Source organism: Roseateles sp. (genome assembly GCF_044373315.1).
In the GTDB taxonomy this organism is placed as follows: Bacteria; Pseudomonadota; Gammaproteobacteria; order Burkholderiales; family Burkholderiaceae_C; genus JACDQM01.
This window is the reverse complement of record NZ_JBILQK010000003.1, coordinates 64,481-87,779: the sequence shown is the minus strand read 5'-3', so window position 1 is coordinate 87,779 and position 23,299 is coordinate 64,481. Positions and strand designations below refer to the sequence as shown.

Below are 23,299 nucleotides of genomic sequence, written 5' to 3'. Positions count from 1 at the left end.
GGGCTTGCTCATCGCCTTGCAGCCGCCATCGCAGCGGCTTGGCGTTCCTGGCTTTGCACCAGGGTCCAGCCGCACAGTGCGGCGCCGAGGCCCACCACCATCATCGTCAGCGCCATCGGCCGCACCGTGCCGTCCAGGCTCAGTCCCAGCCAGCCGCCGAGCGCAAAGGCCACCAGCGCCACGGCGAAGCCGGACAGGGCGGCCGCCGCACCGGCCTGGCGCGGGAAGGGGCCGACCGAGCCGGCCTGTGAACAGGGCTGCAGCACGCCATGGCCCAGCATCACGAACACATGCGGAATGAGCAGTGCCGGCACCGAGGGCGGGAACACCCAGGCCGCCAGGCCCATGCCCAAAGCGCCGGCAAAGCTGAACCAGGCGCCGCGCCGCACCGTCTGCGGCACGCTCAAGCGTTGCAGCCAGCGCCTGCACAGCAGGGTGCCGATGAAGTACACCAGCGCGCCGCCACCCACCACCAGGCCGTAATGCTGGCGGCTCAAGCCCAGCACATCGATAAACACAAAGGCCGAGCTGGCCAGGAAGGTGTAGAGCGTGGCGTATGCCAGGCAGGTCAGCAGCGTGTACGCGCGAAAGCTGGGATGCGCCAGAAGCGTGCGCCAGTTGGCGACGATGCGGCGCGGCTGCAGTGCGCTGGGGTCAGGTTTTGCCAGGCTCTCCGGAATGCGCGCCACCAGCACGGCCAACGTCAACGCACCGATCACGCCAGTGGCCAGCAGCGTGGAGCGCCAACCCAGCCAGCCGGCAAGCAGGCCGCCCAGCGGTGGGCTCAGCATCGCGATCAGGCCGAGTCCACCCAGTGCGCGCGCCATCATGCGCGTGCCTTCGGCGGGGGAGAACCAGTCGCGCAGCATCGAACGCGCGCCGACCACCGAGGCCGCCAGCGCCACGCCCTGCAGCGCCCGCCAAAGCAGCAGCGGCGTGATGCTCTGCGCCATGGCGCCTGCGATGGCCGCGACCACATACACGCTCAACCCGGCCAGCAGGACCGGGCGGCGGCCGAAACGGTCGCTGACCGGGCCCAGCACCAACTGGCCGATGCCGAAGCAGATCATCAGCGCCGACAGCGTCAGCTGGGCCGCCGCCATGGGCGCGCCGAGCTCGGCACGCAGCGCTGGCAGTGCGGGCAGGTAGAGATCGGTGCTGACCGGCTGCAGCCCCAGAAGCAAGGCCAGCGCAAGAATCTGCCAACCCGGGCCGGGCGCTGCGTTGCTTCGGGCCTCGCTCAATCGAAGCGCTCCCAGGGCGTCAGGTAGCGCCACTGGCCGGGCGGCAGGTGGCCGAGGTTGATGCGGCCGATGCGCACGCGCTTCAGACCGACCACCGTCAGACCGACCTGCTCGCACATGCGGCGGATCTGGCGCTTGCGGCCCTCACGCAGCACGAAGCGCAGCTGGTCTTCGTTCTGCCAGCTGACTTTGGCGGGCTTGAGCTGCACGCCGTCCAGCTCCAGGCCGTGGTTCAGCAGGGCCAGGTCTTGCTCCGGGAAGCGCTCCATCGGCGAGCCTTCGCCCTGGTACTCGACGCGCACCAGATATTCCTTCTCGATCTTGGAGTCCTCGCCGATCAGCAGCTTGGCGACGCGGCCGTCCTGCGTCAGCACCAGCAGGCCGGTGGAGTCAATGTCCAGGCGGCCGGCCGGTGCGAGGCTCCGGCTGTGGCCGATGTGGTACTTGATGCCCGAGGCATCGTCTTTCCAGTGGTTGGCGCTGCGCACCAGCACCGAGGCGGGCTCATAGCCGTCCTCGGCCTGGCCGGAGACATAGCCGATCGGCTTGTGCAGCAGGATGGTGACCTGCTTGGCCTGCTCCTTGTGGGCCGCCTGATCGACCTCGATCTTGGCGTCCGGGCCGACACGCTGGCCCAGCACCGCGAGCTTGCCATCCACCCGCACCCAGCCGGCGGCGATCCACTCGTCGGCTTCGCGGCGCGAGGCCAGGCCCAGCACGCCCATGCGCTTGGACAGGCGTTCGCCCTCGCTGCTGGGGTCGCGGAAATCGTCGTCGTCATCATCATCGTCGTCGCGCTGCGGCGCACGGCGTGCGGGCGCGGCGCGCGGCTGCGGCGGGTAAGGGCGTGCGGGTCCGCTGGCCGGGCCTGGGCGCGGGCCGGTGGCGCGGCGCTGATCGCGGCGGGGCTCCTGGCGACCGTCTTGGCGGCCCTCCTGGCGCGGGTCCTGACGGCTTTCAAAGCGGCCATCCGGGCGCCGTGCAGGTCCTTCGCCACGCCGGCTGTCCTGACGCCCCGGACCATCCCCACGTGGCTCGAAGCGCGGACGCTCGCCCGGGCCTTCGCTGCGCGGGCCGCGCCCACCCTGCGGGCCGCGATCACCGCGTGCTGGGCCTTCGTCCTGGCGGCGCGGCGGTCGGCGCTCTTCAAAGCGCGGGCCTTCGTCGCGACGGAAACCGCCCGTCGACTTGGCTCCCGGGCGATTGCCCGGCTTGGCTTGGGGGCGGTCGCCCGGACGGCCGGGCCTGTCACCGGGCCTGTCGCCAGGCCGGGCCGAGGGTTTGCCGCGGGCCGGCGCTTCGTTGCGCTGGGTTTCTTCGGCGCGGCGCTGTTCAAACGCCGCCTGGCGTTCAGCACGATCTGCCTGAGCCGCTTGCAGCGTCTGGCGCGGACGGGACACGCCCTTGCCGCGCACCGGCGCGCGCCGCTCGCCGCTGGGCTCCGGCGCAGCGCCAGGCTTCTTCTTCAACTTCAAGGTGGCCATCGGGGGCTCCAGGTCAGGGGCAGGGCGGAAGCGTCAGCGTCCGCGCAAAAACAGGGCGTCAAGCTCGCGCATGCTGAGCTGGCGCCAGGTGGGTCGGCCATGGTTGCACTGATCGGCGCGCTCGGTGCGCTCCATATCGCGCAGCAGGGCGTTCATCTCGTCCAGGCTCAGCTGGCGGTTGGCGCGCACGGCGCCGTGGCAGGCCATGGTAGCCAGGATCTCATGCTGGGCGCGCTCGATGGCGTGGCTGGCGTCGAACTGGGCCAGCTCGGCCAGCACGCCGCGCGTCAGCTCCACCACATCTCCGCCGGACAGCGCGGCCGGGCGCGCGCGCACCGCCAGCACCTTGGCCGACAGCGGCGCCACGTCCAGACCCAGGCGTAGCAGCGACTCGGCCTGCGCTTCCGCTGTGGCGATTTCTTGCGCGGTGGCGGAGAAGGTGACCGGGATCAGCAGCGGCTGTGATTCGATGGCGGCGGCGCCCAGGCTGGCTTTGAGGCGCTCATACACCACGCGCTCATGCGCAGCATGCATGTCGACCACCACCAAGCCTTGCGCGTTCTCGGCCAGGATGTAAACGCCTTGCACCTGGGCCAGCGCACGGCCCAGCGGCCAGGCCTGATCGGGCAGGGGGGCGTTGGCAGCAGGGCTTGCAGGCGAAAACTGCTGTGGCGGACTTTGTTGCCCATACAGCGTTGCCACTTCGTTCAGCGCCAGCGCGCTCTGGTGGGCCGAAGGCATGGTGCGCCAGCTGGCCGGGTCGGCCCGGCCCGTGGCATAGGCCGGTGCAGCAGGCTCGCCAGGTGCCGGGGCAAACCAGGCCGGCGGCCGGCCGGCTTCGGGCTTGTAGCCGGGTGCAGCAGCCGCAGCAGCCATGGCGGCTTCAGGCGAACTGACCGCTTCCGTTGCGGGCGCGGGCAGGGCGCTGGAGCGCGACTGCGCCAGCGCATCCTGCACGGCGTAGCGCACCTGCTGGTGGATGCTACGGCCATCGCGGAAGCGGACTTCGATCTTGGTAGGGTGCACGTTCACATCGACCAGCTCCGGCGCGATCTCGATGAAGAGCACATAGCAGGGCTGGCGGTTGCCGTGCAGCACGTCTTCATAGGCTGAGCGCACGCCGTGTGCGATCAGCTTGTCGCGCACGAAGCGGCCGTTGACATAGACGTACTGCATGTCGGAGCGGCTGCGTGCCGCTTCCGGCAATCCGGCCCTGCCACTGATGCGCAGTGGGCCAGCTTCAGCCTGCACACCACGGCTCTCGGTGACGAACTCGGCGCCCAGCACGTCGACAACGCGCTGCTCGGCACTGCCGGCCCGCCATTGCTCGACCAGCTTGCCTTCGTGCCAGACTGCAAAGCCGACATCGGGCCGCGCCAGCGCGTGGCGGCGCACGGCCTCGACGCAATGCGCCAGCTCGGTGGCATCGGTCTTCAGGAACTTGCGGCGCGCAGGCGTGCTGAAGAACAGCTCGCGCACTTCGACACTGGTGCCACGCGAGCGCGCGGCTGCGGCGAGTTCGCCCGAGCGGGCATCGAGCCGGTGGGCGTGGGCGGCGCCTTCGCTGCGGCTGGCCAGTGCCATCTCGGCAACCGAGGAAATGGCGGCGAGGGCCTCGCCGCGAAAACCCATGGTGCTGACCGACTCCAGCTCGTCCAGCGTGCGGATCTTGCTGGTGGCGTGGCGCTTGAGGGCCAGCGGTAGCTCTTCGACCGGAATGCCGCAGCCGTCATCCTCGACCACGATGGCGCGCACGCCACCGGCCATCAGCTTGACGTTGATCTGGCTGGCGCCGGCATCCAGTGCGTTGTCGACCAGTTCGCGCACGACCGAGGCCGGGCGTTCGACCACCTCGCCGGCGGCGATCTGGCTTATCAGTTCATCGGGGAGTTCCCGGATCGCGCGACGGCCCGTGCTGGCGGCGCTGGGGGAAGACAAATCCATCACGTGATTGTAGAAGTCCGGCCGGCCCGGCTGTCATGTCTGGCGCCGATAATCCCTCCTCATGGAACTCATCGCCTATCTGATCGACTTCATCGTCCATGTGGACAAGCACATTGCCGCCTTTGTGCAGGCCTATGGCATGTGGGTCTATGCGCTGCTGTTCCTGATCGTGTTCGTGGAAACCGGCCTGGTGGTAATGCCCTTCCTGCCTGGCGATTCGCTGCTGTTCGTGGTGGGCACGCTGTGCGGCGCAGGGCTGATGAATCTGTCGCTGGCGATAGCGCTGCTGCTGGCGGCGGCTATTCTGGGCGACCAGTGCAATTACACGATCGGGCGCCACTTCGGCCCCAAGGTCTTCCGCTGGGAGCAGTCGCGCTTCTTCAATCGCAACGCTTTCAATGCCGCCCACATGTTCTATGAACGGCATGGCGGCGTGACCATCATCATCGCCCGCTTCATGCCCTTCATCCGCACCTTCGCGCCCTTCGTGGCCGGCGTGGCCGAGATGAACCGCAGCAAGTTCACGCTCTTCAATGTGGTGGGCGCGCTGATCTGGGTGATCGGGATCACCGTGGTGGGTTACCTGTTCGGCAACCTGCCCTTTGTGCAGCAACATCTGCAGAAGATCATCTGGGCGATGATCATCATCCCCGGCCTGATCGCGCTCTATGGCGGCTGGAAGGCGCGGCGGATGCAAGAGGCCTGAGAGCCCGCCGCCGCCAGCTTCATCGAACAGAGCGGGCGCTTCCCAGCGCCCGCCTCCTCACCGGCTCAGGCGAACACGCCCGCGGTATCCAACATGCGCTGGCTGACCTCGCCGAGGTGATGCAGGCTGTCGCCGAACTGCATCTCCATCGCAGTCAGGCGCTTGAAATAGTGGCTGCTGACGTATTCATCGGTCACGCCGATGCCGCCATGCAGCTGGGTGCATTGCTGGCCGACGAAACGCGTCGACTGCCCCATCTGAACCTTCGCCTGCGACAGCGCACGGCGGCGCACATCGGCCGGCTCACCGAGCTTGAGCGTGGCGTAATAGCTCATAGAGCGTGCCAGCTCCAGCTGCATCTTCACATCCGCCATGCGGTGACGCAGCGCCTGGAAGCTGGAGATCACCACACCGAACTGCTTGCGCGTGTTCAGGTATTCGGCGGTGATGGCGACCAGCTTCTCCATCGCGCCGACGGCTTCGGCGCACTGGGCTGCAATGGCGATATCGACGGCCAGTTCCAGCACGGCCAAGCCCTGATCCGGGCCGACGAGCAGCGTGGCCGGCGCCTTGTTCAGGCTCAGCTCGGCCGCGCGCGAACCGTCTTGCAGGCTGTAGGGGCGGGTCGACACGCCGGCTGCATTGCGCTCAACCAGGTAGAGCGCGATGCCGCTGCCCGAGCGCGCCGGAACGATGAGGGCGTCGGCCATGTCCGCTACAGCCACCAGGCTCTTGCCGCCGGTGAGTGACAGGCCGTCAGCGACAGTCTCGACCTTGTCGAGCCGATAACGCGCGCCACGCTCCTGGTGGGCCAGCACGACCAGCGCCTCGCCGCCGGCGATGCGCGGCAGCCACTGAGCCTGCACGCTCTCGGGCGCCTGCGCGAGTACGGTAGGCGCTACCAGCGCAGCCTGTGCATAAGGCTCCATCACGATTCCACGCCCCAACTCTTCCATCACGACCATCGCGTCGACCGAGCCCAGCCCCAGGCCGCCATGGGCCTCTGGAACGATCAGGGCCGACAGGCCCAGACCGACCAAGCCATCCCAGGCCTCGCGTGAGAACCCGCCCGCCTTGACGATGGCGCGGCGGCGCTCGAAGTCATAGTCCTTGTCCACCCAGCGGCGCACTGCGTCGCGCAGCGACTCCTGGTCTTCGGTGAAATCGAAATCCATTGCGGTCTCCTAGCTTTCTATTTGCCTCAGCCCAGCACGGTCTGCGCGACGATGTTGCGCTGGACTTCGTTGGAGCCACCGTAGATCGTGGTCTTGCGGTAGTTGAAATAGTGGCTGGCCAGCGGCGGGCAGTGCGCGGCGCCAACGTAGTCACCTTGCCAACCAGCTTCCATGGCTTCCTGGATGAAGGGCAGGGCGTAGGGGCCGGCAGCCAGCATCATCAGCTCGGTATAGCGCTGCTGGATCTCGCTGCCGCGGATCTTCAGCAGGCCAGCGACATCCAGCGACTGCTTGCCGGACTTCTCGGCCGACAGCACGCGCAGAACCATCATCTCCAGCGCGACGATGTCGACCTCGAGCAGCGCGATCTGGTCCCGGAAGCGCACGTCATCCAGCAGGCCTTCGGCGCGTGCGATGCGCTTCAGGCGCTCCAGCTCGCGCTTGGCACGGTTGACGTCAGCGATGTTGGTGCGCTCATGCGCCAGCAGGTACTTGGCGTAGGTCCAGCCCTTGTTTTCTTCGCCCACCAGGTTCTCGACCGGCACTTCGACGTTGTCGAAGAACACCTCGTTCACTTCGTGCTCGCCGTCCAGCATGATGATGGGCCGCACGGTGACGCCGGGCGACTTCATGTCGATCAGCAAGAAGGAGATACCGGCCTGCGGCTTGACCGAGCTGTCGGTGCGCACTAGGCAGAAGATCCAGTCGCCGTACTGCCCCAGCGTGGTCCAGGTCTTCTGGCCATTGACGACGTACTTGTCGCCCTGGCGCTCAGCGCGGGTCTTGACGGAGGCGAGGTCGGAGCCCGAACCGGGCTCGCTATAGCCTTGGCTCCACCAGACGTCTCCGCTCATGATGCCGGGCAGGTGGCGCTGCTGCTGTTCGGGCGTACCGAAGGCCATGATCACTGGCGCCACCATCACCGGACCGAAGGGCACGATACGTGGCGCACCGGCCAGCGCGCATTCCTCTTCAAACAGATGGCGCTGCACGGCATTCCAGCCCGGGCCGCCGAACTGCTTGGGCCAGGCCCAGCCGTGCCAGCCCTGCTTGCCAAGGATCTTGGCCCAGCGCTGTAGATCGTCTTTGCTCAGACGCAGCGCGTTATGCACCTTGTGGCTGATGTCCTGGGGCAGGTTCTCCGCCACCCATTGGTGGATTTCAGCCCGGAAGGCGAGTTCTTCGGAGGTGAAGTTCAGGTCCATGCGGTCTCCTTGTCGCAGGACTCTTTTTAGCACGAGCGTGCTATTTTTTGCTGTCTCGGTAGGGACAGCTACGCGCTAGTGTTTGAGCACGCGCGGATGCTCGGTGCGAGAAGTGGGCACAAAAGCAAAGAAGCGACCGAAAGGTCGCTTCTGTTCATTCGGCGGTAACTTGTCTTGCCAGATTAGGCCGCGGACTTGTTCAGAGCCTTACGGCGCCGACTCAAGCCAATTGCAGCCAAGCCGATCGCGGCGAGCAGAGCGCTTGTGGGCTCGGAGACACCTGTCGGCGGCTTCGGCGTAACGGCCAGGAAAGTCTGCGAAGAGCCCAGCGGGCTGGATGCATACACGGTGTAGGTATAGCTGGTCGTTGCAGTCAGAACGGCGCCGTTGACCAAACTCCAGGAATTGTTGTTGACCGCAGTCAGATAAGCCTCGGCTTGAGCCCGGAAGTTGAGGTCGGAGCCTGTATGCTGCAGTCCGCCGCTCGTCGCGCTGTATCGACCCGGATCCTCGCCGAGGATGCTCCAAATTGCGTATTGGAATGCAGCGGATTTTTGCGTGCTGCTCAGCGAATCCACATAGGCGTGCGAATAGAGTTCAACAAGATTGTTGTAGACCTGGGTCTTGTCCCGCATCTTATAGCTCGTGCTATCCGAGCTTGTATTAAGCGAAGTGCTGTTATACGGCGACGCGCTGAAAAGGGCTTGGTAGGTTGGCGAACCAGAGGCCGAAGTGACGAAATTCTCCAAACCCACGGTCTGGTAGGTCGTCGGGAGATTCGTGCCAGTCAAGGGGTCAAGGCAGTACACCCAGAATGAATTGTTCTGGTTGGAATTCATCGACACACTCAGGGCGCCCATGGAGGTGCTCGCAGAGTCCCTGGTGCCGAACTTGACCGAATAGGAGTCGGTCTTGTTCGTGCCTGAGCCGTCGTAGAGCGTCTGAGCTTGAGCAGACACCGACACAAGGCTCAACGCCGCGAGGCCGAGGCTCAAACCCAGGCGCTTGGCAAAAATGATTGTGTTGTTCATAGCGTTGACCCTTGCAGTGACCGGTGTTGGGTATCTGATGTAGGCGGATGTTACAGATGATTTCCGCCCAGTCCGCCCCCCTGGATGCGGGGTAAGCGAGGAATAGAGCAGACATTCAGCACGAGGACGCCTTGGGCCACGACTCATATCGCGGCCAAACCCAGCTGGCGAATCAGTGCTTGGATATCCGGGCGCTTGGCCAACTCGGGCGCAAGCCGCAATGCGGCCTTGAGCTCGTCTTTAGCCTCCTGCGTCCGAGCAAGTCGCGTCAAGCCAGCCGCCAGCCGCACCCTCAGTTCGGCAGATGACGGTGCGCGCAGGCGCGCCTCACGCAATTGATGGACGCCGGCCTCAATCTGGCCTTGGTTGATCAGCACCACGCCCATGGTCGACAATGCATCGGCGCTGCTCGGCGCGAGTTTCACCGCCTTTTCCGCCGCTGGCCGCGCGCCTGCGTCGCCCGCCTTGAGCAGGGCGTTGGCGTATTTGATCCAGAGGCTGGCATTGCCGTCGTCCAACTGGACCAGCCGGGCGAATGTCGCTTTGCTTTCTGCCGTCTGACCCGCTTCCGATTGCACCTCCGCCAAGGCCAGCATCGCTGTGATGTCGCCGGGCTGACGCTTGCTCCAGTCCATCAACACGGTCACGGCAGCGGCTGCTTGCCCAGACGCCAGCAAACCCTGGGCCAGCAAGATCGCGTTGGGCGTGCTGGGCGACCTATTGAAAACAGTCCTATACGCCTCGACCGCCCGGCCAAACTGGCCGTTTCCCAACGCGGCATGCCCGTTGACGAGTTGCGTCAACAACTCATTCGGATATCGCGCGTTCAGCGCTTTGAGCGCGGCATCGGCCTTTGCACGATCACCGCGCCTGAACTCGATTTCGACCTGCAAGGCCATGGCGCCCAAGTCGTTCGGTCGAGCCTGAAGGGCTTTCTGGGCGTTATAGACCGCTTCGCCTATGCCGCCAGCCGCCAATTGCAGGCGACCCAGCATAACCAAACGCTCAGGATCGAATTCGGCCAGCCGTGCGGCATCCCTGTATGCCCCTCTTGCCCGCTGCGTCTCGCCTGCTGCGAGGTGTGTTTGCCCGATAGCAACCAGCACATTGATGTCCGAGCCGTGTTGTGCGCCAAGAGATTTGGCAACGCTGAGTGCCTTGGGCAGGTCGCCCTGCTTGCGCAGCGCTTCGATCATGGCCAGGCCGGGCTTCGGGTCCGACGGGCGCAGGCTCATCGACCGCTCCCAATGCTGCAAGGCCTGGTCAAAACGTCCGGCGCGGTATTCGAGCACCCCGAGTTGGAAGGCCAAGCCGGCGTCGGTGTTGTTTTCCTTGACGAGCTGCGTCAGGCGCGTCCGGGCTGCGTCGAAGCGTTTTTCCTCAATATCAAGCCAGCTCAGGTTGATCGCTGCCGGAGTGAATTTTGGGTCAAGTCTGAGAATGCTCTCGAAGGCCTCGCGTGCCCCTTTCTTGTTGCCGAGTCTTCCTCGCATGTTTCCGAGGAAGTTGTGCATGGTCAGATTTCCGGGGTCGGCCCGCACAGCAGCTTCGGCCATCTTCAGGGCCTTGTCCGGCTGCTCCTGGCGACCATAGAGCATGGACAGGCGCGCCATCGTGCCAATGTCCTGGGGGTTCTTGGCCAGTGCTGCTTCAAGCAGTTCCGTCCCGCGCTTGTCATTGCCCAAGCCCAATTGACTGAGGCCCAAGTCGCGCAGAGTCTGCGCATTGGGCGTTTTGCTCATCGACTTTTCAAAGTAGTCGCTGGCAAGCTGGTAGTTCTTGCGCGCCAGATGCAGGCTGCCGAGTGCACTCAGCACTGCGGGGTCGTTGGGCGCCTCGCGAAGCAGGCCATCGAGCATGGGCTGAGCCAGCCCGAAGTCCCTTGAGTCGATGGACAGAGTGGACAAGATGAGCTGCCCGGCATAGTGGCGTGGCGCCAGAGTGAGCAAGTCCTTCAGGTACTCGCGCGCCTTCTCTGGATTGCCCAGCGCCTGATGGGAGAGTGCGGCCGCAAGCAGCACGGTTTCATCGCCGGAGACCACACCCTTGGGCAGAACGTCAACCTGGTCAACTACATCGCTGTATGCCTGCTTTGCTGCCTTGCTGTCGCCCTTGCGCACCGCAATGGTGGCGAGCAAATAGGACGCCCGTGGGTCAACGAGCCCGCCTTCCTTAAGGACGTCGAGTACCGCCGAAGCCTCCCTGTCGCGTCCTTCCTGCAGCAGGAGCGCAGTTTTGGTGATGCGCGCTTCAATCTGCCCTTTGTCCAGTGCCAATGCGCGGTCAAACGCTGTCAATGCGGCCTTGGTGTCACCCGTGCCACGCAGCACCAGGCCCAGGGTAGCCCAGGCGGCAGCCAATCCAGGCTCAAGTTCGGTGGCCCGGGTGGCGCTGGTCTTGGCTGCAGTCAAATCGCCTGCGCGCAGTTTCAGCATGGCTTCGCCCATCAGGGGAGCGGCCGACTTTGGTGCGGCCTCTCGGGCGAGTTCGAAACTCTGCCCGGCCAGTGTGCGGTTGCCCAGCATGGCGTAGGCCGAACCGCGCAAGGTCAATACCTCTGCCAGTGTGTCCTTGGGCAGATCACTGGTGCCGATAACGTCAATGAGCTTCTTGTTCTCTCCGAGCAGCAGGTAGACGCGGCCCAGCGGCACCACGATCTCGGCGCGGTTTACCCCCAGGGTCTGTGCTTGCTCAAGGGAAGCCTCGGCCGCCTTGATCTCCCCCGTTCGCAGCAATGCCTTGCCCAGCAGAAGGTGGGCGGCCAGCATCTTGGGCTCTTCCTTGAGCGCGTTCTTCAATTGGACGACCGCGCCGGGCAGGTCGCCCTTGCCATAACGATCCACTGCGTCGTCGTAGTAGCGCCCGCCCGGTCCTGCAAAGGTTAGCGACGAGGCCAAAGCGAGCGCTGCAAAAGCGAAGCTGTGGAAGTGGCGATGGCCAAGTCGGTTCATGGTGGGCATCTAATGGGTAAGCAAGAACGGCGCAAGTCGCGGGAGCGCCCGATTGTGGGGCAAGGCCAGCGAAGCCGGCTGTCAGTACCGCTGCTGCAGCGTGAGGATTTCATTCTCTTGGCGCATCTGGAACCGGCTCAGGAAACTGTTCCCCAGCAGCACATGGTTCATCTGCCCTGGTACGACGATGGCTTCGACATTTCGCACTTCGACGTCGCCGATGCGCACGGTGTCCAACTGCAGGCGATGCGCGGGCACAGTGCCATTGGCGGTGTGGGTCATGATGCGCCGGCCCTCACGAAAGCGCAGGCCCAGCCGCTCTGCCTCCGCCTGGGCGATCGCGACGCTGGTGGCTCCGGTGTCGACCAGGAACTGCGTGCTGCGGCCATTGATCATGCCGGCGGTGAAGAAATGCCCGCCGGCGCCGGCGCTGAGCGTGATCTGCCTTGTACTGCCGACACCATTGATGCCGGGCCCGACACGTCCGGGCGAGGCGCCGAGGGTCAAACTGAGCCGCTGGCCGTTCAACTCGACCGTGGCCCGACCGTCTTCCAGTGCGATAAGTCGGACGCCGTCGACGACCTGCCCAACCCTGACGGTCCGCGCCTCGCCGTCAATCAGCAGCAGCGCTGCCTGCGAGCCCAGGCTTCCATTGAAACTGACGTTTGATGCCCCCAACGCCGAGGTGGCGCCAAGCAGCAAGGACAGCAGCAGCGCAGGCAGGCACCGCATCGCGGTCAATCCCGGAAGTTGCCGCAGTTCAGCGGCATGTCGGCAAATTCCTTCTTGATCAGCGCGATGGCCACCTGCAGATCGTCGCGGTTCTTGCCGGTCACCCGGACCGTGTCGCCCTGGATGGATCCCTGGGTCTTGAGCTTGGCGTTCTTGATGGCGGCCACGATCTTCTTGGCGAGCTCGGCGTCAATGCCATTGCGGATCTTGTAGACCCGGCGCACCTTGTCGCCGCCGAGCTTCTCGATCTTGTCCTGCTTGTCGAGAAAGCTGATCACCACGCCTTGCTTGATCAGCTTGGCATACAGCACCGCCTCGATCTGCTCCAGCTGGAAGTCACTGTCGCCGGTCGCGTGGATTTCTTTCTCCTTGTCCTTCAGGCTGACTTCGGCACTGGTGCCCTTGAAGTCGAAGCGGGTCGAGATCTCCTTGGTGCTGGTCTCAACGCCGTTCTTGATCTTGACCATATCGGGTTCGAGGGTGGTGTCAAAGCTAGGCATGTTTTTTCGTAAGTTAGGGGCAGGGTGCCCCGGTTGATCTGTGAAAATTCTGCCATGCCCGAAGCCGTACCGAATCCCTTGAGCAGGCGAGACTTGCTGACGATAGAGCATGACGTCAATCTGAAGCCCTACAACAGCTTCGGCCTGCCCGCGCTCGCTCACCGTCTGGTGCGCATCCGTACGGAGGCTGATGTGCGGCGGGTCGTCGATCATCCTGAGCTGGGTCGGGCGCCCAAGTTCATCCTGGGTGGCGGCAGCAATATCGTGTTGACGCGCGATCTTGACGCGGTGGTGCTTAAGATCGAGATTCCCGGCATTCGCTTGCTGGAGGACCGGTCCGACGCCTGGATCATCGAAGCTGGCGCTGGCGTCGCCTGGCATGAGCTGGTGCAGTGGAGCATCGATCACGGCTACTCCGGCCTCGAGAATCTGGCTCTGATCCCGGGCACGGTCGGTGCATCGCCGGTGCAGAACATCGGGGCTTATGGCGTCGAGTTGAAGGACCGGTTGGACAGTGTAGAGGTGATGGATCTCGTCACCGGGAGGCCCGCCTTGCTGCCGGCCTCGGTGTGCCGCTTCGGGTATCGCGACAGCGTTTTCAAGCACAGCGACTTCGGTGGTCTCGCGGGCAAGAGCGTGATCACCCGTGTGCGGCTGCGTTGTCCCAAGCCCTGGGTGCCGCAGCTCAGCTATCTGGATCTGGCACGCAAGATAGAGCAGACCGGCATCACTGAGCCCAGTGCGCGACAGATCTTCGATTGGGTCTGCGAAATCCGTCGCGCCAAGCTGCCAGACCCGGCGGTGATCGGCAACGCGGGCAGCTTCTTCAAGAATCCCGTCGTCAGCGAGGATCAATGCCGGGACATCATCGGCCGAGATCCCGGCATCGTGCACTATCCGATGCCGGATGGCAGCGTCAAGCTGGCGGCCGGCTGGTTGATCGATGCCTGCGGCTGGAAGGGCAAGGCGGTAGGCGGCGCGGCGGTCTATGAAAAGCAGGCCCTGGTGCTGGTGAATCGCGGTGAAGCGCGTGGCGCCGAAGTCGTCACCCTGGCGCGCGCCATCCAAGAAAGCGTGTACGGCCGCTTCGGCATCCGCCTGGAGCCTGAGCCCATCGTCATGTAGCCCGACACACGCTAGAGCAGGCCTCGTTCAGCACAGAGCTGCAGGCTGATCGTGAGCGCATCGGTCAAAGCGGCGGAACGCCGGCTGAGCAAGTCCGATGTCGCGCCCTGGCGTGCCGCCGTCTCAAGCTGCGCTGCGGCATCGGCCACATCCAGCAGCCCCAGGCTGCCACTGGCGCCTTTGATGGAGTGCGCTGTACTCTGCAGCGCCGCGGCGTTGGCAGCCTTCGAGGCCTGCTGAAGGTCTTGTATCGTGTGCTGCAGGCTATCGGCAAAGCCGCGATACAGCTCGCGGATGCGCTCCATAGGCAGGTTGCGGCGCAGTTCCTGGAACAGTGCCTCGTCGAACGCCGGCCGCAGTGCCGTGGGATGGGTGCCATGGCGCACAAGGCTGCCAGTGTTGGCCATGCTCAAGGACAAACGGGACAGGTGCTCGCCGAGCGCCTCGATGCCGACCGGTTTGATGATGAATCCGTCCATGCCGGCGTCGATGGCCCGCTGCCGCGACTCCTCGAAGGCATCGGCGGACAGGGCGATGATCTTCACCGCCGCCTTCGCACCTGGCAGTGCGCGCATCGCCTGCGCTGACTGGTAACCGTCCATCACCGGCGTGTGCAGATCCATCAGCACCAGATCGAAGTCCTGCTGCTTCAGCGTCTGCAGCGCGTCGAAGCCGTTGTCGCAGAACACCGCCTGGTGCCCGAGCCGCTCCAGTGCCGCCTCAAGAAAGCTGCGGTTGGTCGGATGGTCCTCGGACACGAGGATGTGCAGTGATCTTGCTTGGGCGCCTGATGCGCTGGGCAGATGGGCTGACGGCAGCTCGGCCGCTGCGGGGCAGGTAGGCAAGGGCAGCTCGACCGTGAACACCGAGCCTCGGCCCGGCGCGCTGTTCACGGTGATGTCGCCGCCCATGGCGCGAGCCAGGTTGCGGGAAATCTCCAGGCCCAGTCCCGCGCCGCCAAAGCGCCGTGAGCTGCTCTGGTCGGCCTGGTTGAAACGCTGGAAGAGTTGTGCCTGCGTCGCCTCGTCCATGCCGATACCGGTATCGCTGACTTCGAAGCGCAGGGGCTCGCCGTCCGGCGCACGGCTCAGGCGCAGGGCCACACGCCCGCGGTCGGAGAACTTGACGGCATTGCTCAGCAGGTTCAGCAGGATCTGGCGAAGCCGGGTGGGGTCGGCCTGCACCCAGGCGGGCACATCGGCGTCCACGCGCAGCGCCAGATCAAGCCCCTTGGCCTGCGCCTGCGGCCAGGTCAGCTCTTCGAGCTCCTGCACCAGGCGGCGCAGTTGAACGGCCTCGGGGTTGATGCGGATCGCACCCGCTTCCATCTTCGACAGATCGAGAATGTCGTTCAGCAGGTTCAGCAAATGCCGGGCTGAGTCACTTGCGGCCTGGAACTGGGCGCGCTGGGTGACGCTCATCGGCGTCTCACGCAGCAAGCTGAGCATGCCCAGCAGGCCGTGCATCGGCGTGCGCAACTCATGACTCATATTGGCCAGGAACGCGCTCTTGGCGCGGCTGCCGGCTTCGGCCGCCTGCTGCGCCAGCCCGAGGCGTTGCGCCAACGCCGCCTGTTCATGGTTGCGGCGCTCCAGGCTGCGGAACTGGCGCACGATGATCACGGCAAAGGCCAACAACAGTGCGCATTGCAACAGCGTCAATGCAAGGCTGAGCTGGCTTTGCTCACCCACCAGCTCGTGGCGCGATGTGACCTGGGCGGCAACATGATGCGAAGCGGCAAGCGAGAGATCCCGGGCCGGGCCGGCCATGGGCTCCAGACGCGTCAGCGCGTCACGCACCGCATCCGCGTCGGACGCGATCCGCGACGCATCCAGTGGCAGCGCATCGGCCCACTTCACGAAGGCCCGCGAGAGGCTCAGGGTTCTCTGATAGCCCGGCTCGCCCTGCAGCACCTTGGCGGCATGCGCGCCCTCGATCAGGTTGAGCCGGCTGATGAAAATCTCGTAGCGCTGGGCAGCGGCCTCAGCGCGTTTGATGCTGCGCTGATCGGAGACTTCAAGCAACTGTGTCTTTAGCTTCTGATACTCCAGCTCGAACTGGAAGAGGCTCCAGACCAGGTAGTCGTCCTGGTAGCGGGCCGTCGCATTGAGCAGCTCGATCTGGCGCGCCTGCAGCAGCCCGACGGCGCCCAAGGCGGTGACCAGCAAAACAGTCATGGCGGCCATCAAGGCCTGAAACCTGCGCCGCGTGTCCATCAGGGCCGAACTTCCAATGTTCTGAGCTGCCAGGCTGAGCGGCTGTAGTAAAGGCTGCTGCGCAACTTCGGATCCGTCGCAAACGGGTAGACGATGAACAAGGGGCCTTTTTCGCGTAGCGGCATGGGCTGCTCATCCAGCAGCCGCGCCAGGATCACTGCGTGATTCTGCAGATCCTCCATCGGGATCGTCACGCGGTAGTCGTTGATGGCGATGGCCTCGACGCTGCGCCCGCTGACCACAGCTGCGCTCAGCACGTCTCGCAACAGCGGCCCGGTGAACTTGCGCGGGCCAGCGTACCAAGGCGTTGCTTGCGTGATGCTGTGCTGAGGCAGGGCCGCGAGCATGTCCATGTCGAAGTCAGCTTCGCCGCCCCGGTTGGGCTTGCCGACACGGCCACGCAGGGTCAGTACCACCTGGCCACGCGGCACATCGAGCGCAGCCGCTGTCTGGCTGAGCAGGGCCAAGGGCGCCGCCAGCAAGGCCCCGGTCACCCCGAGCGCCCGGCGCCGCGCAGCCGAAGCTGGCAGCGCAGCCGGATTCAGCCGGGGCCGGGACATCAGCTCTTCTTCTCGTGCTTGATCTGCGGCAGCGGCACGCCCGTGCCGGCTGACAGCAGGCCGACGCGGCTGTAGGTAGCCAGCTTCTCGCGCGTGTCGACGATGTCGAGATTGCGCATGGTCAACTGGCCGATGCGGTCGGCCGGTGAGAAGGGCGCGTCCTCGACCTTTTCCATCGAAAGGCGCTCTGGTTTGTAGGTCAGGTTGGGGCTGCGCGTGTCCAGCAGCGAGTAGTCGTTGCCGCGGCGCAGCTCCAGAACCACCTCGCCGGTGATAGCGCGGGCCACCCAGCGCTGCGCGGTCTCGCGCAGCATGATGGCCTGCGGGTCGAACCAGCGGCCCTGGTAGAGCAGCCGGCCCAGCTTCAGGCCGTTCATGCGGTACTGCTCGATGGTGTCTTCGTTGTGGATGCCGGTCACCAGGCGCTCGTAGGCGATGTGCAGCAGCGCCATGCCCGGCGCCTCGTAGATGCCGCGGCTCTTGGCTTCGATGATGCGGTTCTCGATCTGGTCGCTCATGCCCAGGCCGTGACGGCCGCCAATGCGATTGGCTTCCAGCATCAGCGCAACCGGGTCGGCGTATTCCACGCCGTTCAGGGCCACCGGCATGCCTTCCTCGAAACGCACGCTGACTTCCTCGGCCTTCACCACCACGTCGTCACGCCAGAAGGCCACGCCCATGATGGGGTTGACGATCTTGATGCCGCTGTTCAGGTGCTCCAGGTCCTTGGCCTCGTGGGTGGCGCCTAGCAGGTTGGAGTCGGTCGAGTAGGCCTTCTCGGCCGACATCTTGTAGCCGAAGCCGGCCTTGGTCATGAAGGCCGACATCTCGGCGCGGCCGCCCAGCTCGTCGATGAAGGTCTGGTCCAGCCAGGGCTTGTAGATCTTCAGGGAGGGGTTGGTCAGCAGGCCGTAGCGGTAGAAACGCTCGATGTCATTGCCCTTGAAGGTCGAGCCATCGCCCCAGATGTTGACGTCGTCTTCCTTCATCGCGGCCACCAGCATGGTGCCGGTGACGGCGCGGCCGATGGGGGTGGTGTTGAAGTAGGTCACGCCGCCGGTGCTGATGTGGAAGGCGCCGGCCTGCAGTGCGGCGATGCCTTCGTGCACCAGTTGCGCGCGGCAGTCCACCAGCACGGCCTTCTCGGCGCCGTACTGCATGGCCTTGCGCGGGATGTCCTCGTAGTCCGGCTCGTCGGGCTGGCCCAGATTGGCGGTGTAGGCGTAGGGAATCGCCCCCTTCAGACGCATCCAATGCAGCGCGGCGCTGGTGTCCAGGCCGCCGGAGAACGCGATACCAACCTTCTGGCCGGCGGGAATGTGCTGAAGAATCGTAGACATGGGCTGCTGAGGTGAGGGGGCTGAAGACGGCGCTAGGGAAAGGTCGCGCGCAAGATTCGACCCGGGAAGAATCGGTAGCGCATTTTCGGTCAATTTCGGGCCCGCCCCGGAACGGGCTGTCTGCAGCCCTTGACGGCCGTGTCGCAGCAGCGACAGGCGGCACCCTCGCTGCATAGAAGAATCAGCGTCACACGGCCCGCAACATAGAGGCCGGGATCATCAGGAGACCACGCAAGTGACCAGCGCAGAAGCCCGCACGCCAAGCCCGATTTCCCCGCAACGCAGCCACTGGCCGCGCCGCCTGCCCAGGGAACTGGCCATCCCTCGAACCTCGCTGTGGTTCAACCTGGAGGTGGCCGCCGCACGTTTTCCCGACAAGGCGATGACGCATTACTGCGGCCAGGCCTTGAGTTACGCCGAGGCGCACGCACAGGCGCTGGCCTTGGCTGGATGGCTGCAGGCCCAGGGCGTTGGGCCGGGCGACCGGGTTGCGCTGTTCATGCAGAACTGTCCGCAGTTCGTTGTCGCCTTCTATGCCGTAAACCGCGCCAACGCGGTCGTCGTGCCGGTCAATCCGATGAACAAGGCCGATGAGTTCGGCCACTACATCACCGATCCCGAGACGAAGGTCGTCATCTGCAGCGCTGATCTGGTCGGCGTGGTCGATGCCGCCAATGCGGCACTGCCGCCGGAGCGGCGCATCAAGGCGCTGCTGGTCAGCCGCTATGCCGATGCCTTCGACCGCACGCCGGATTTTAGTGGGATGTCGGACGCGATGCGTGCCTGGCTGCAAGCCGAGCCGGCGCTGCCGGCTGGTGCCACCGCCTGGACCGCCGCGCTGCAAGCCGGCCTGCAGCCGAGCGCGCATACCGCACAAGCGGATGATCTGGCGCTGCTGCCCTACACCTCGGGCACCACCGGTCTGCCCAAGGGCTGCATGCACACCCATGCCACGCTGATGGCCAATGCTTGCGGTGGGGCTCAGTGGGGCTATGCCTCGGCCGAGTCAGTGGGTCTGGCCGTGGTGCCGATGTTCCACATCACCGGCCTGCTGTACGGCGTGCTGGGCCCGGTCTACCTGGGCATGACGATGATCCTGATGCCGCGCTGGGACCGCGAACTCGCCGGGCGCCTGATTTCGCAGCACCAGGTGACGCACTGGACCTGTATCCCGACCATGATCATCGATCTGTTCGGCAGCCCGAACTACCAGAGCTTTGACCTCTCCAGCCTGCGCTACCTCAGCGGCGGCGGTGCCGCGATGCCGGCGGCGGTGGCCGAACGGCTGCAGCAAGAGTTCGGCCTGACCTTCGCCGAGGGTTACGGACTGACCGAGACAGCCGCCCCCAGCCATGCCAACCCGCCCGAGCGGGCCAAGCTGCAGTGCCTGGGCATCCCGATCTTCGGCGTCGATTCGCGCGTGGTTGACCCGGATACCTTCAAGGAACTGCCGCCCGGCGAGGTGGGCGAGATCGTCACGCACGGCCCGATGGTGTTCAAGGGCTACTGGCGAGCGCCCGATGCCACGCGGGCTGCTTTTGTCGAGATCGACGGCAAGAGTTTTTTCCGCACCGGCGACCTCGGCCGCATGGACGATGAGGGCTACTTCTTCATCACCGACCGCCTCAAGCGCATGATCAACGCCAGCGGCTACAAGGTCTGGCCCTCGGAAGTGGAGCTGCTGCTCTACAAGCATCCGGCCGTGCAGGAGGCCTGCATCATCGCGGCCCGCGATGAATACCGTGGCGAAACCGTCAAAGCTGTGGTCGTCAAGCGCGCCGGCATGGAAGTCACGACGGCCGAAGACATCATCGCCTGGTCGCGCGAGCACATGGCCGCCTACAAGGTGCCGCGCGTCGTCGAGTTCGTGAGCAGCCTGCCCAAATCTGGCGCCGGCAAGGTGATGTGGCGCCAGCTTCAGGAGCGGGAGCTGCAGGCCAGCCGCTGACGGCTGCTGCCGGCGCCAATGCCGCTGTGCTCGGCGCCTGCCAGTAGGCTAGGATCGCCGCACCGTTTGGCTTCGCATGATTGCGCCATCTAATTGAAACCGCGTCTCTCGCTCGCTCGACAGCTCGCTCTTGAAATTGGCGGCCTCATTCTGCTGATGCTGCTCGTGCTGGCAATGATTGCCTATGCATCGGTTTCCGTGGTGGCTGCAGATGAGGTGCCCCGCATTCTGCAGAGCACGGTGACGCTCCGGGCGGCGCAGCAGGGCCAGGGTTTCAGTCAGGCCCAGGCCAGTGTCGCCCGCCTGAAGGCTGAGTGGCTGCGACGCGCCGAGGTCATGCAGACAGGCGATGCTGAGCAACGTTTCAGTGCGCTGTTCGAGCGCTGGGACGACGGTGTCTGGCGGCTGCGACCCGCCAAGGTCGATACGGCCTTGGCGCCCACCTTCTACCTTCAGCATGGCATAGCCGGGCCGGACGCTTCCGTCCAGCTGCGCGCGGTCGTCAGCTACGAACTGCTGCGCGAGCAAGGCCCGGCGCTGGTACCGCCCTTCTTTTCGACCTATGTGGATTTTGTCGAAAAAGGCCTGATGGTCTACTCGCGCGGGATCGATTGGGGGCGCAGCGCCACGCCGGAGAGTGACAACCATGATTACCCGACGATGACGGGCTCCGATCCGCAGCGCAACCCCGCTCGACGTGCGTTCTGGACGCCGGTCTATCACGACGCCGAGGCCAAGGCGTGGATGGTGTCGGTGATCGAGCCTCTAGACTGGCGGGGGCGCTGGGTGGGCACCGTCGGGCACGACATCACGGTGGACAGCCTTTACGCGGCCATCAGCGCCGCTGCCGAGCCGGGCAGCCTTTCGATGATCATCAGCCGAGATGGCCATCTGATCGCTCACCCACAGCTGCACGAACGGATTGCCAAGGCACAGGGACAGCTGTCCTTGAGTCAGCTCGGGGACCCGATGGTGGAGGCGGCCTATCGGCTGGCGCTGGACAGCGGCGGCGATCGACCGCAGGTGGCGCGCAGTGCGGATGGTCGCTACTGGATCGGTTGGGCCCGCATTGCCGGCCCGGATTGGTGGTCGGTGACCGTTGTGCCGCAGTCGCAGATCGATGCGCGCCTGCGCGGTGGCAGTTACTGGATTCTGGGCGTGGGCCTTCTATGCCTGGGTCTGATGCTTTGGCTGCTGCGCCGCATCATCCGGCGTCGGGTCCACCAACCTTTGCGTCGAATCGCCAGCGCGCTGGATGAGCTCAGCGCTGGGCGCGATCCTGCGCCCATCAAGTTGCAGGCGGCCAGTGACCTGGCCCGCCTAGCCGCCGCCTTCGACAGCATGGCCGCGCAGATCGCGATGCAGCGCAGCGCGCAGCAGGCCCATGCCGCGGCGCTGGAGCGCGAAGTGCAGGTTCGCACCCAAGCTGAGGCTGAGGTGCGCGAGCTCAATACATCATTGGAAGCGCGGGTTCAAAGGCGCAGCGCTGAGTTGCAGCGGACCCAGGAAGAGCTGGTGCAGAAGGAGACCCTGGCCGGGCTGGGCTCCTTGGTGGCGGGGGTCTCGCATGAGCTCAACACACCGTTGGGCAATGCATTGATCGCCGCCGACACGGCCGATGCGGCATTGGCCGCAGCCATCGCCCAGATGGACAGCGGTGCGGTGCGGCGTCGCAGCCTGATGGGTGAGTTGGAGCGTGCGCGTGAGGCGCTGGCGCTGAGCCTGGGCAATCTGCGCCGCAGTGCGGCCCTGGTGCGGGACTTCAAGCAGGTCTCGATGGACCGCGCCAGCTTGCAGCGACGCAGCTTCGATTTGCGCACGGTCAGCGAGGAGGTGGTGAACCTGATACGTTACACGCCGAGCGCCAAGGCAGTGCTGGTGCGGGTCGATCTGCCAGCCGGGATCGTGCTGGACAGCTATCCCGGCCCCTTCGGCCAAGTGATGACCAACCTGGTGCAGAACGCGTTGGTGCATGCCTTCGACGAGGCCGCCACAGGCGAGGTGAGCATCAGCCTGCTTGCGCAAAGTGATACGCGCGTCACCCTGGCGGTGAGCGACAACGGTTGCGGCATTGCGCCGGCCTTGCAGTCGCAGGTCTTCAAGCCATTCTTCACCACTCGCCTCGGGCGAGGAGGCAGCGGGCTCGGTCTTCACATCGTCTACAGCACCGTGGTCAATGTGCTGGGCGGGAGCATCGTGCTGCGCAGCACGCCCGGCCTCGGCAGCAGTTTCGTGATCGAGCTGCCGCTGGTCGTGAGCGAGCCGGGGCCCGCAGCCAGCTCAGAAGCCTGAGCCGGGCTGCGCCAAATAGTCCAGTTCTGCAGCGCTGCTCGGGCGCCCCAGGATGGCGTTGCGGTGCGGGAAACGCCCGAAGCTCTCGATCACGGCCAGGTGCCGTTGCGCATAGTCCAGCGCTCCGGCCAGGCTAGCGTCGGCGCCGGCCAGCGCTTCGAACAAGGCCACGCAGCGCTGCTGTAGCGCCAGGTCTTCGGCATGCTCAAGCGGGAGGTAGATGAACCAGCGCTGCAGCGTGCTGAGCTTGGTATCCAGCCCGCGATCGATCAGGGCCAGCGCGCTGCGAAGCGCCTGCGCATCGCCGGCAAAGGCCCGCGGCTGGCCCCGAAAGGCGTTGCGGGTGAACTGGTCCAGCAGCAGCACATGAGCCAGCGTGCCGAAGGAGCTGTGGTCCCACGATTGCAGGCCGCCGGCCAGTGCCTGCTCCAGCAGGGCGCCGAAGCGCTGCCGCACTTCATCGTCGAAAGACTCGTCCTTCTTGAACCAGGCAACGCGCGGCTGCCCGTCGGACTCGCTGCTGAGCGGGCCAAACCAGAAGTTCAGCACCTGTTGCACCGGGCTGGGCTCCAACAGGCGCAGCCACTGCGGATGACGCTCGATGTAGACCTGCACATAGCTGCAGGCCGGTACCAGATGCAGGCCCAGAGGTGCCGCCCAGCGCAGCGCCTGCTCCGCCAGCAAGGCGGCCAGGCCGCGCCCTCGCAATTCAGGGGCTGTGCCGGTATGCGTGATGATCAAACGGCCGGGCTCGATTCGGTAGTCGAGCTCGCAGCGATGCCCGTCGACCCAGGTTTCGAAGCACTGCCGGTGCTCGTTGTGGGTGATTTCCATGCTTGGCTTTCA

The 23,299-nt window shown here is 65.3% G+C and carries 17 protein-coding genes; 4 read left to right on the top strand and 13 right to left on the bottom strand.

Going from position 1 to position 23,299, the window contains the following annotated elements; genetic code table 11:
* Positions 1 to 8: 8 nt before the first annotated feature.
* Genes ACIQ67_RS01655 through mutL form a run of 3 tightly spaced genes read right to left on the bottom strand, consistent with a single transcriptional unit; the run spans position 9 to position 4,672 of the window.
* The gene (locus tag ACIQ67_RS01655) at positions 9 to 1,244 is read right to left on the bottom strand and encodes a multidrug effflux MFS transporter (protein WP_397532604.1); all 1,236 of its coding nucleotides are present in this window, start codon (positions 1,242 to 1,244) and stop codon (positions 9 to 11) included.
* Positions 1,241 to 2,728: a pseudouridine synthase gene (locus ACIQ67_RS01650; protein ID WP_397532603.1), complete on the bottom strand. Its 1,488-nt coding sequence runs from the start codon at positions 2,726 to 2,728 to the stop codon at positions 1,241 to 1,243. Before ACIQ67_RS01650 ends, ACIQ67_RS01655 begins: the two co-directional genes overlap by 4 nt.
* A gap of 33 nt (positions 2,729 to 2,761) precedes the next feature.
* Entirely contained in the window at positions 2,762 to 4,672 is a 1,911-nt protein-coding gene (mutL, locus tag ACIQ67_RS01645) for a DNA mismatch repair endonuclease MutL (protein ID WP_397532602.1), read from the bottom strand.
* Positions 4,673 to 4,733: 61 nt separating this feature from the next.
* Between mutL and ACIQ67_RS01640 the strand changes: the two genes are divergently transcribed.
* Positions 4,734 to 5,378 carry a DedA family protein gene (locus tag ACIQ67_RS01640; protein WP_397532601.1) on the top strand — a complete coding sequence of 215 codons (645 nt, stop codon included), beginning with the start codon at positions 4,734 to 4,736 and terminating at the stop codon, positions 5,376 to 5,378.
* 65 nt (positions 5,379 to 5,443) lie between these two features.
* Here the strand turns inward: ACIQ67_RS01640 and ACIQ67_RS01635 are convergent, their stop codons facing one another.
* The 6 genes from ACIQ67_RS01635 to ACIQ67_RS01610 all read right to left on the bottom strand — a co-directional run bounded on the left by ACIQ67_RS01635 (position 5,444) and on the right by ACIQ67_RS01610 (position 12,972).
* A complete protein-coding gene (locus ACIQ67_RS01635) occupies positions 5,444 to 6,553 on the bottom strand; it encodes an acyl-CoA dehydrogenase family protein (protein WP_397532600.1) in 1,110 nt (369 codons plus the stop codon).
* 26 nt (positions 6,554 to 6,579) lie between these two features.
* Positions 6,580 to 7,758: an acyl-CoA dehydrogenase family protein gene (locus tag ACIQ67_RS01630; protein ID WP_397532599.1), complete on the bottom strand. Its 1,179-nt coding sequence runs from the start codon at positions 7,756 to 7,758 to the stop codon at positions 6,580 to 6,582.
* A 182-nt stretch (positions 7,759 to 7,940) separates the two neighbouring features.
* Positions 7,941 to 8,789 carry a hypothetical protein gene (locus tag ACIQ67_RS01625; RefSeq protein ID WP_397532598.1) on the bottom strand — a complete coding sequence of 283 codons (849 nt, stop codon included), beginning with the start codon at positions 8,787 to 8,789 and terminating at the stop codon, positions 7,941 to 7,943.
* A gap of 143 nt (positions 8,790 to 8,932) precedes the next feature.
* Positions 8,933 to 11,740, bottom strand: coding sequence for an XrtA/PEP-CTERM system TPR-repeat protein PrsT (gene prsT / locus ACIQ67_RS01620; RefSeq protein WP_397532597.1), 2,808 nt, complete (start codon positions 11,738 to 11,740; stop codon positions 8,933 to 8,935).
* An 81-nt stretch (positions 11,741 to 11,821) separates the two neighbouring features.
* Positions 11,822 to 12,442 carry a TIGR02281 family clan AA aspartic protease gene (locus ACIQ67_RS01615; protein ID WP_397532596.1) on the bottom strand — a complete coding sequence of 207 codons (621 nt, stop codon included), beginning with the start codon at positions 12,440 to 12,442 and terminating at the stop codon, positions 11,822 to 11,824.
* A gap of 35 nt (positions 12,443 to 12,477) precedes the next feature.
* The gene (locus ACIQ67_RS01610; protein WP_397532595.1) at positions 12,478 to 12,972 is read right to left on the bottom strand and encodes a YajQ family cyclic di-GMP-binding protein; all 495 of its coding nucleotides are present in this window, start codon (positions 12,970 to 12,972) and stop codon (positions 12,478 to 12,480) included.
* Positions 12,973 to 13,068: 96 nt separating this feature from the next.
* Between ACIQ67_RS01610 and murB the strand changes: the two genes are divergently transcribed.
* A complete protein-coding gene (murB, locus tag ACIQ67_RS01605; RefSeq protein WP_397532619.1) occupies positions 13,069 to 14,097 on the top strand; it encodes a UDP-N-acetylmuramate dehydrogenase in 1,029 nt (342 codons plus the stop codon).
* A gap of 11 nt (positions 14,098 to 14,108) precedes the next feature.
* Here the strand turns inward: murB and ACIQ67_RS01600 are convergent, their stop codons facing one another.
* The 3 genes from ACIQ67_RS01600 to argG are packed head-to-tail and all read right to left on the bottom strand — an operon-like array spanning position 14,109 to position 18,213.
* Complete coding sequence (locus ACIQ67_RS01600) at positions 14,109 to 16,274, bottom strand: ATP-binding protein (protein WP_397532594.1); 2,166 nt, start codon at positions 16,272 to 16,274, stop codon at positions 14,109 to 14,111.
* A gap of 38 nt (positions 16,275 to 16,312) precedes the next feature.
* Positions 16,313 to 16,873 (bottom strand): molybdopterin-dependent oxidoreductase, encoded by a 561-nt coding sequence (locus ACIQ67_RS01595; protein ID WP_397532593.1) that lies wholly within the window; start codon positions 16,871 to 16,873, stop codon positions 16,313 to 16,315.
* Positions 16,873 to 18,213: an argininosuccinate synthase gene (gene argG, locus ACIQ67_RS01590; protein ID WP_397532592.1), complete on the bottom strand. Its 1,341-nt coding sequence runs from the start codon at positions 18,211 to 18,213 to the stop codon at positions 16,873 to 16,875. The genes ACIQ67_RS01595 and argG overlap by 1 nt, the downstream gene beginning before the upstream one ends.
* 235 nt (positions 18,214 to 18,448) lie before the next feature.
* Between argG and ACIQ67_RS01585 the strand changes: the two genes are divergently transcribed.
* Together ACIQ67_RS01585 and ACIQ67_RS01580 are read left to right on the top strand one after the other, a co-directional pair.
* Complete coding sequence (locus ACIQ67_RS01585) at positions 18,449 to 20,161, top strand: long-chain fatty acid--CoA ligase (RefSeq protein ID WP_397532591.1); 1,713 nt, start codon at positions 18,449 to 18,451, stop codon at positions 20,159 to 20,161.
* 156 nt (positions 20,162 to 20,317) lie between these two features.
* Positions 20,318 to 22,453 carry an ATP-binding protein gene (locus ACIQ67_RS01580; RefSeq protein ID WP_397532590.1) on the top strand — a complete coding sequence of 712 codons (2,136 nt, stop codon included), beginning with the start codon at positions 20,318 to 20,320 and terminating at the stop codon, positions 22,451 to 22,453.
* On the opposite strand, the gene ACIQ67_RS01575 is transcribed toward ACIQ67_RS01580, so the two are convergent.
* Positions 22,442 to 23,287 (bottom strand): DUF924 family protein, encoded by an 846-nt coding sequence (locus tag ACIQ67_RS01575; protein WP_397532589.1) that lies wholly within the window; start codon positions 23,285 to 23,287, stop codon positions 22,442 to 22,444. The two genes, ACIQ67_RS01580 and ACIQ67_RS01575, sit on opposite strands and share 12 nt — an antisense overlap.
* Positions 23,288 to 23,299: the final 12 nt, after the last annotated feature.

Bases quoted from the DNA above. Each gene is read 5' to 3' on its own strand.
- ACIQ67_RS01650 (WP_397532603.1), bottom strand. From the start codon at position 2,728: ATGGCCACCTTGAAGTTGAAGAAGAAGCCTGGCGCTGCGCCGGAGCCC.
- mutL (WP_397532602.1), bottom strand. From the start codon at position 4,672: ATGGATTTGTCTTCCCCCAGCGCCGCCAGCACGGGCCGTCGCGCGATC.
- ACIQ67_RS01640 (WP_397532601.1), top strand. From the start codon at position 4,734: ATGGAACTCATCGCCTATCTGATCGACTTCATCGTCCATGTGGACAAG.
- ACIQ67_RS01635 (WP_397532600.1), bottom strand. From the start codon at position 6,553: ATGGATTTCGATTTCACCGAAGACCAGGAGTCGCTGCGCGACGCAGTG.
- ACIQ67_RS01630 (WP_397532599.1), bottom strand. From the start codon at position 7,758: ATGGACCTGAACTTCACCTCCGAAGAACTCGCCTTCCGGGCTGAAATC.
- ACIQ67_RS01625 (WP_397532598.1), bottom strand. From the start codon at position 8,789: ATGAACAACACAATCATTTTTGCCAAGCGCCTGGGTTTGAGCCTCGGC.
- prsT (WP_397532597.1), bottom strand. From the start codon at position 11,740: ATGAACCGACTTGGCCATCGCCACTTCCACAGCTTCGCTTTTGCAGCG.
- ACIQ67_RS01610 (WP_397532595.1), bottom strand. From the start codon at position 12,972: ATGCCTAGCTTTGACACCACCCTCGAACCCGATATGGTCAAGATCAAG.
- ACIQ67_RS01600 (WP_397532594.1), bottom strand. From the start codon at position 16,274: ATGACTGTTTTGCTGGTCACCGCCTTGGGCGCCGTCGGGCTGCTGCAG.
- ACIQ67_RS01595 (WP_397532593.1), bottom strand. From the start codon at position 16,873: ATGTCCCGGCCCCGGCTGAATCCGGCTGCGCTGCCAGCTTCGGCTGCG.
- argG (WP_397532592.1), bottom strand. From the start codon at position 18,213: ATGTCTACGATTCTTCAGCACATTCCCGCCGGCCAGAAGGTTGGTATC.
- ACIQ67_RS01580 (WP_397532590.1), top strand. From the start codon at position 20,318: ATGCTGCTCGTGCTGGCAATGATTGCCTATGCATCGGTTTCCGTGGTG.
- ACIQ67_RS01575 (WP_397532589.1), bottom strand. From the start codon at position 23,287: ATGGAAATCACCCACAACGAGCACCGGCAGTGCTTCGAAACCTGGGTC.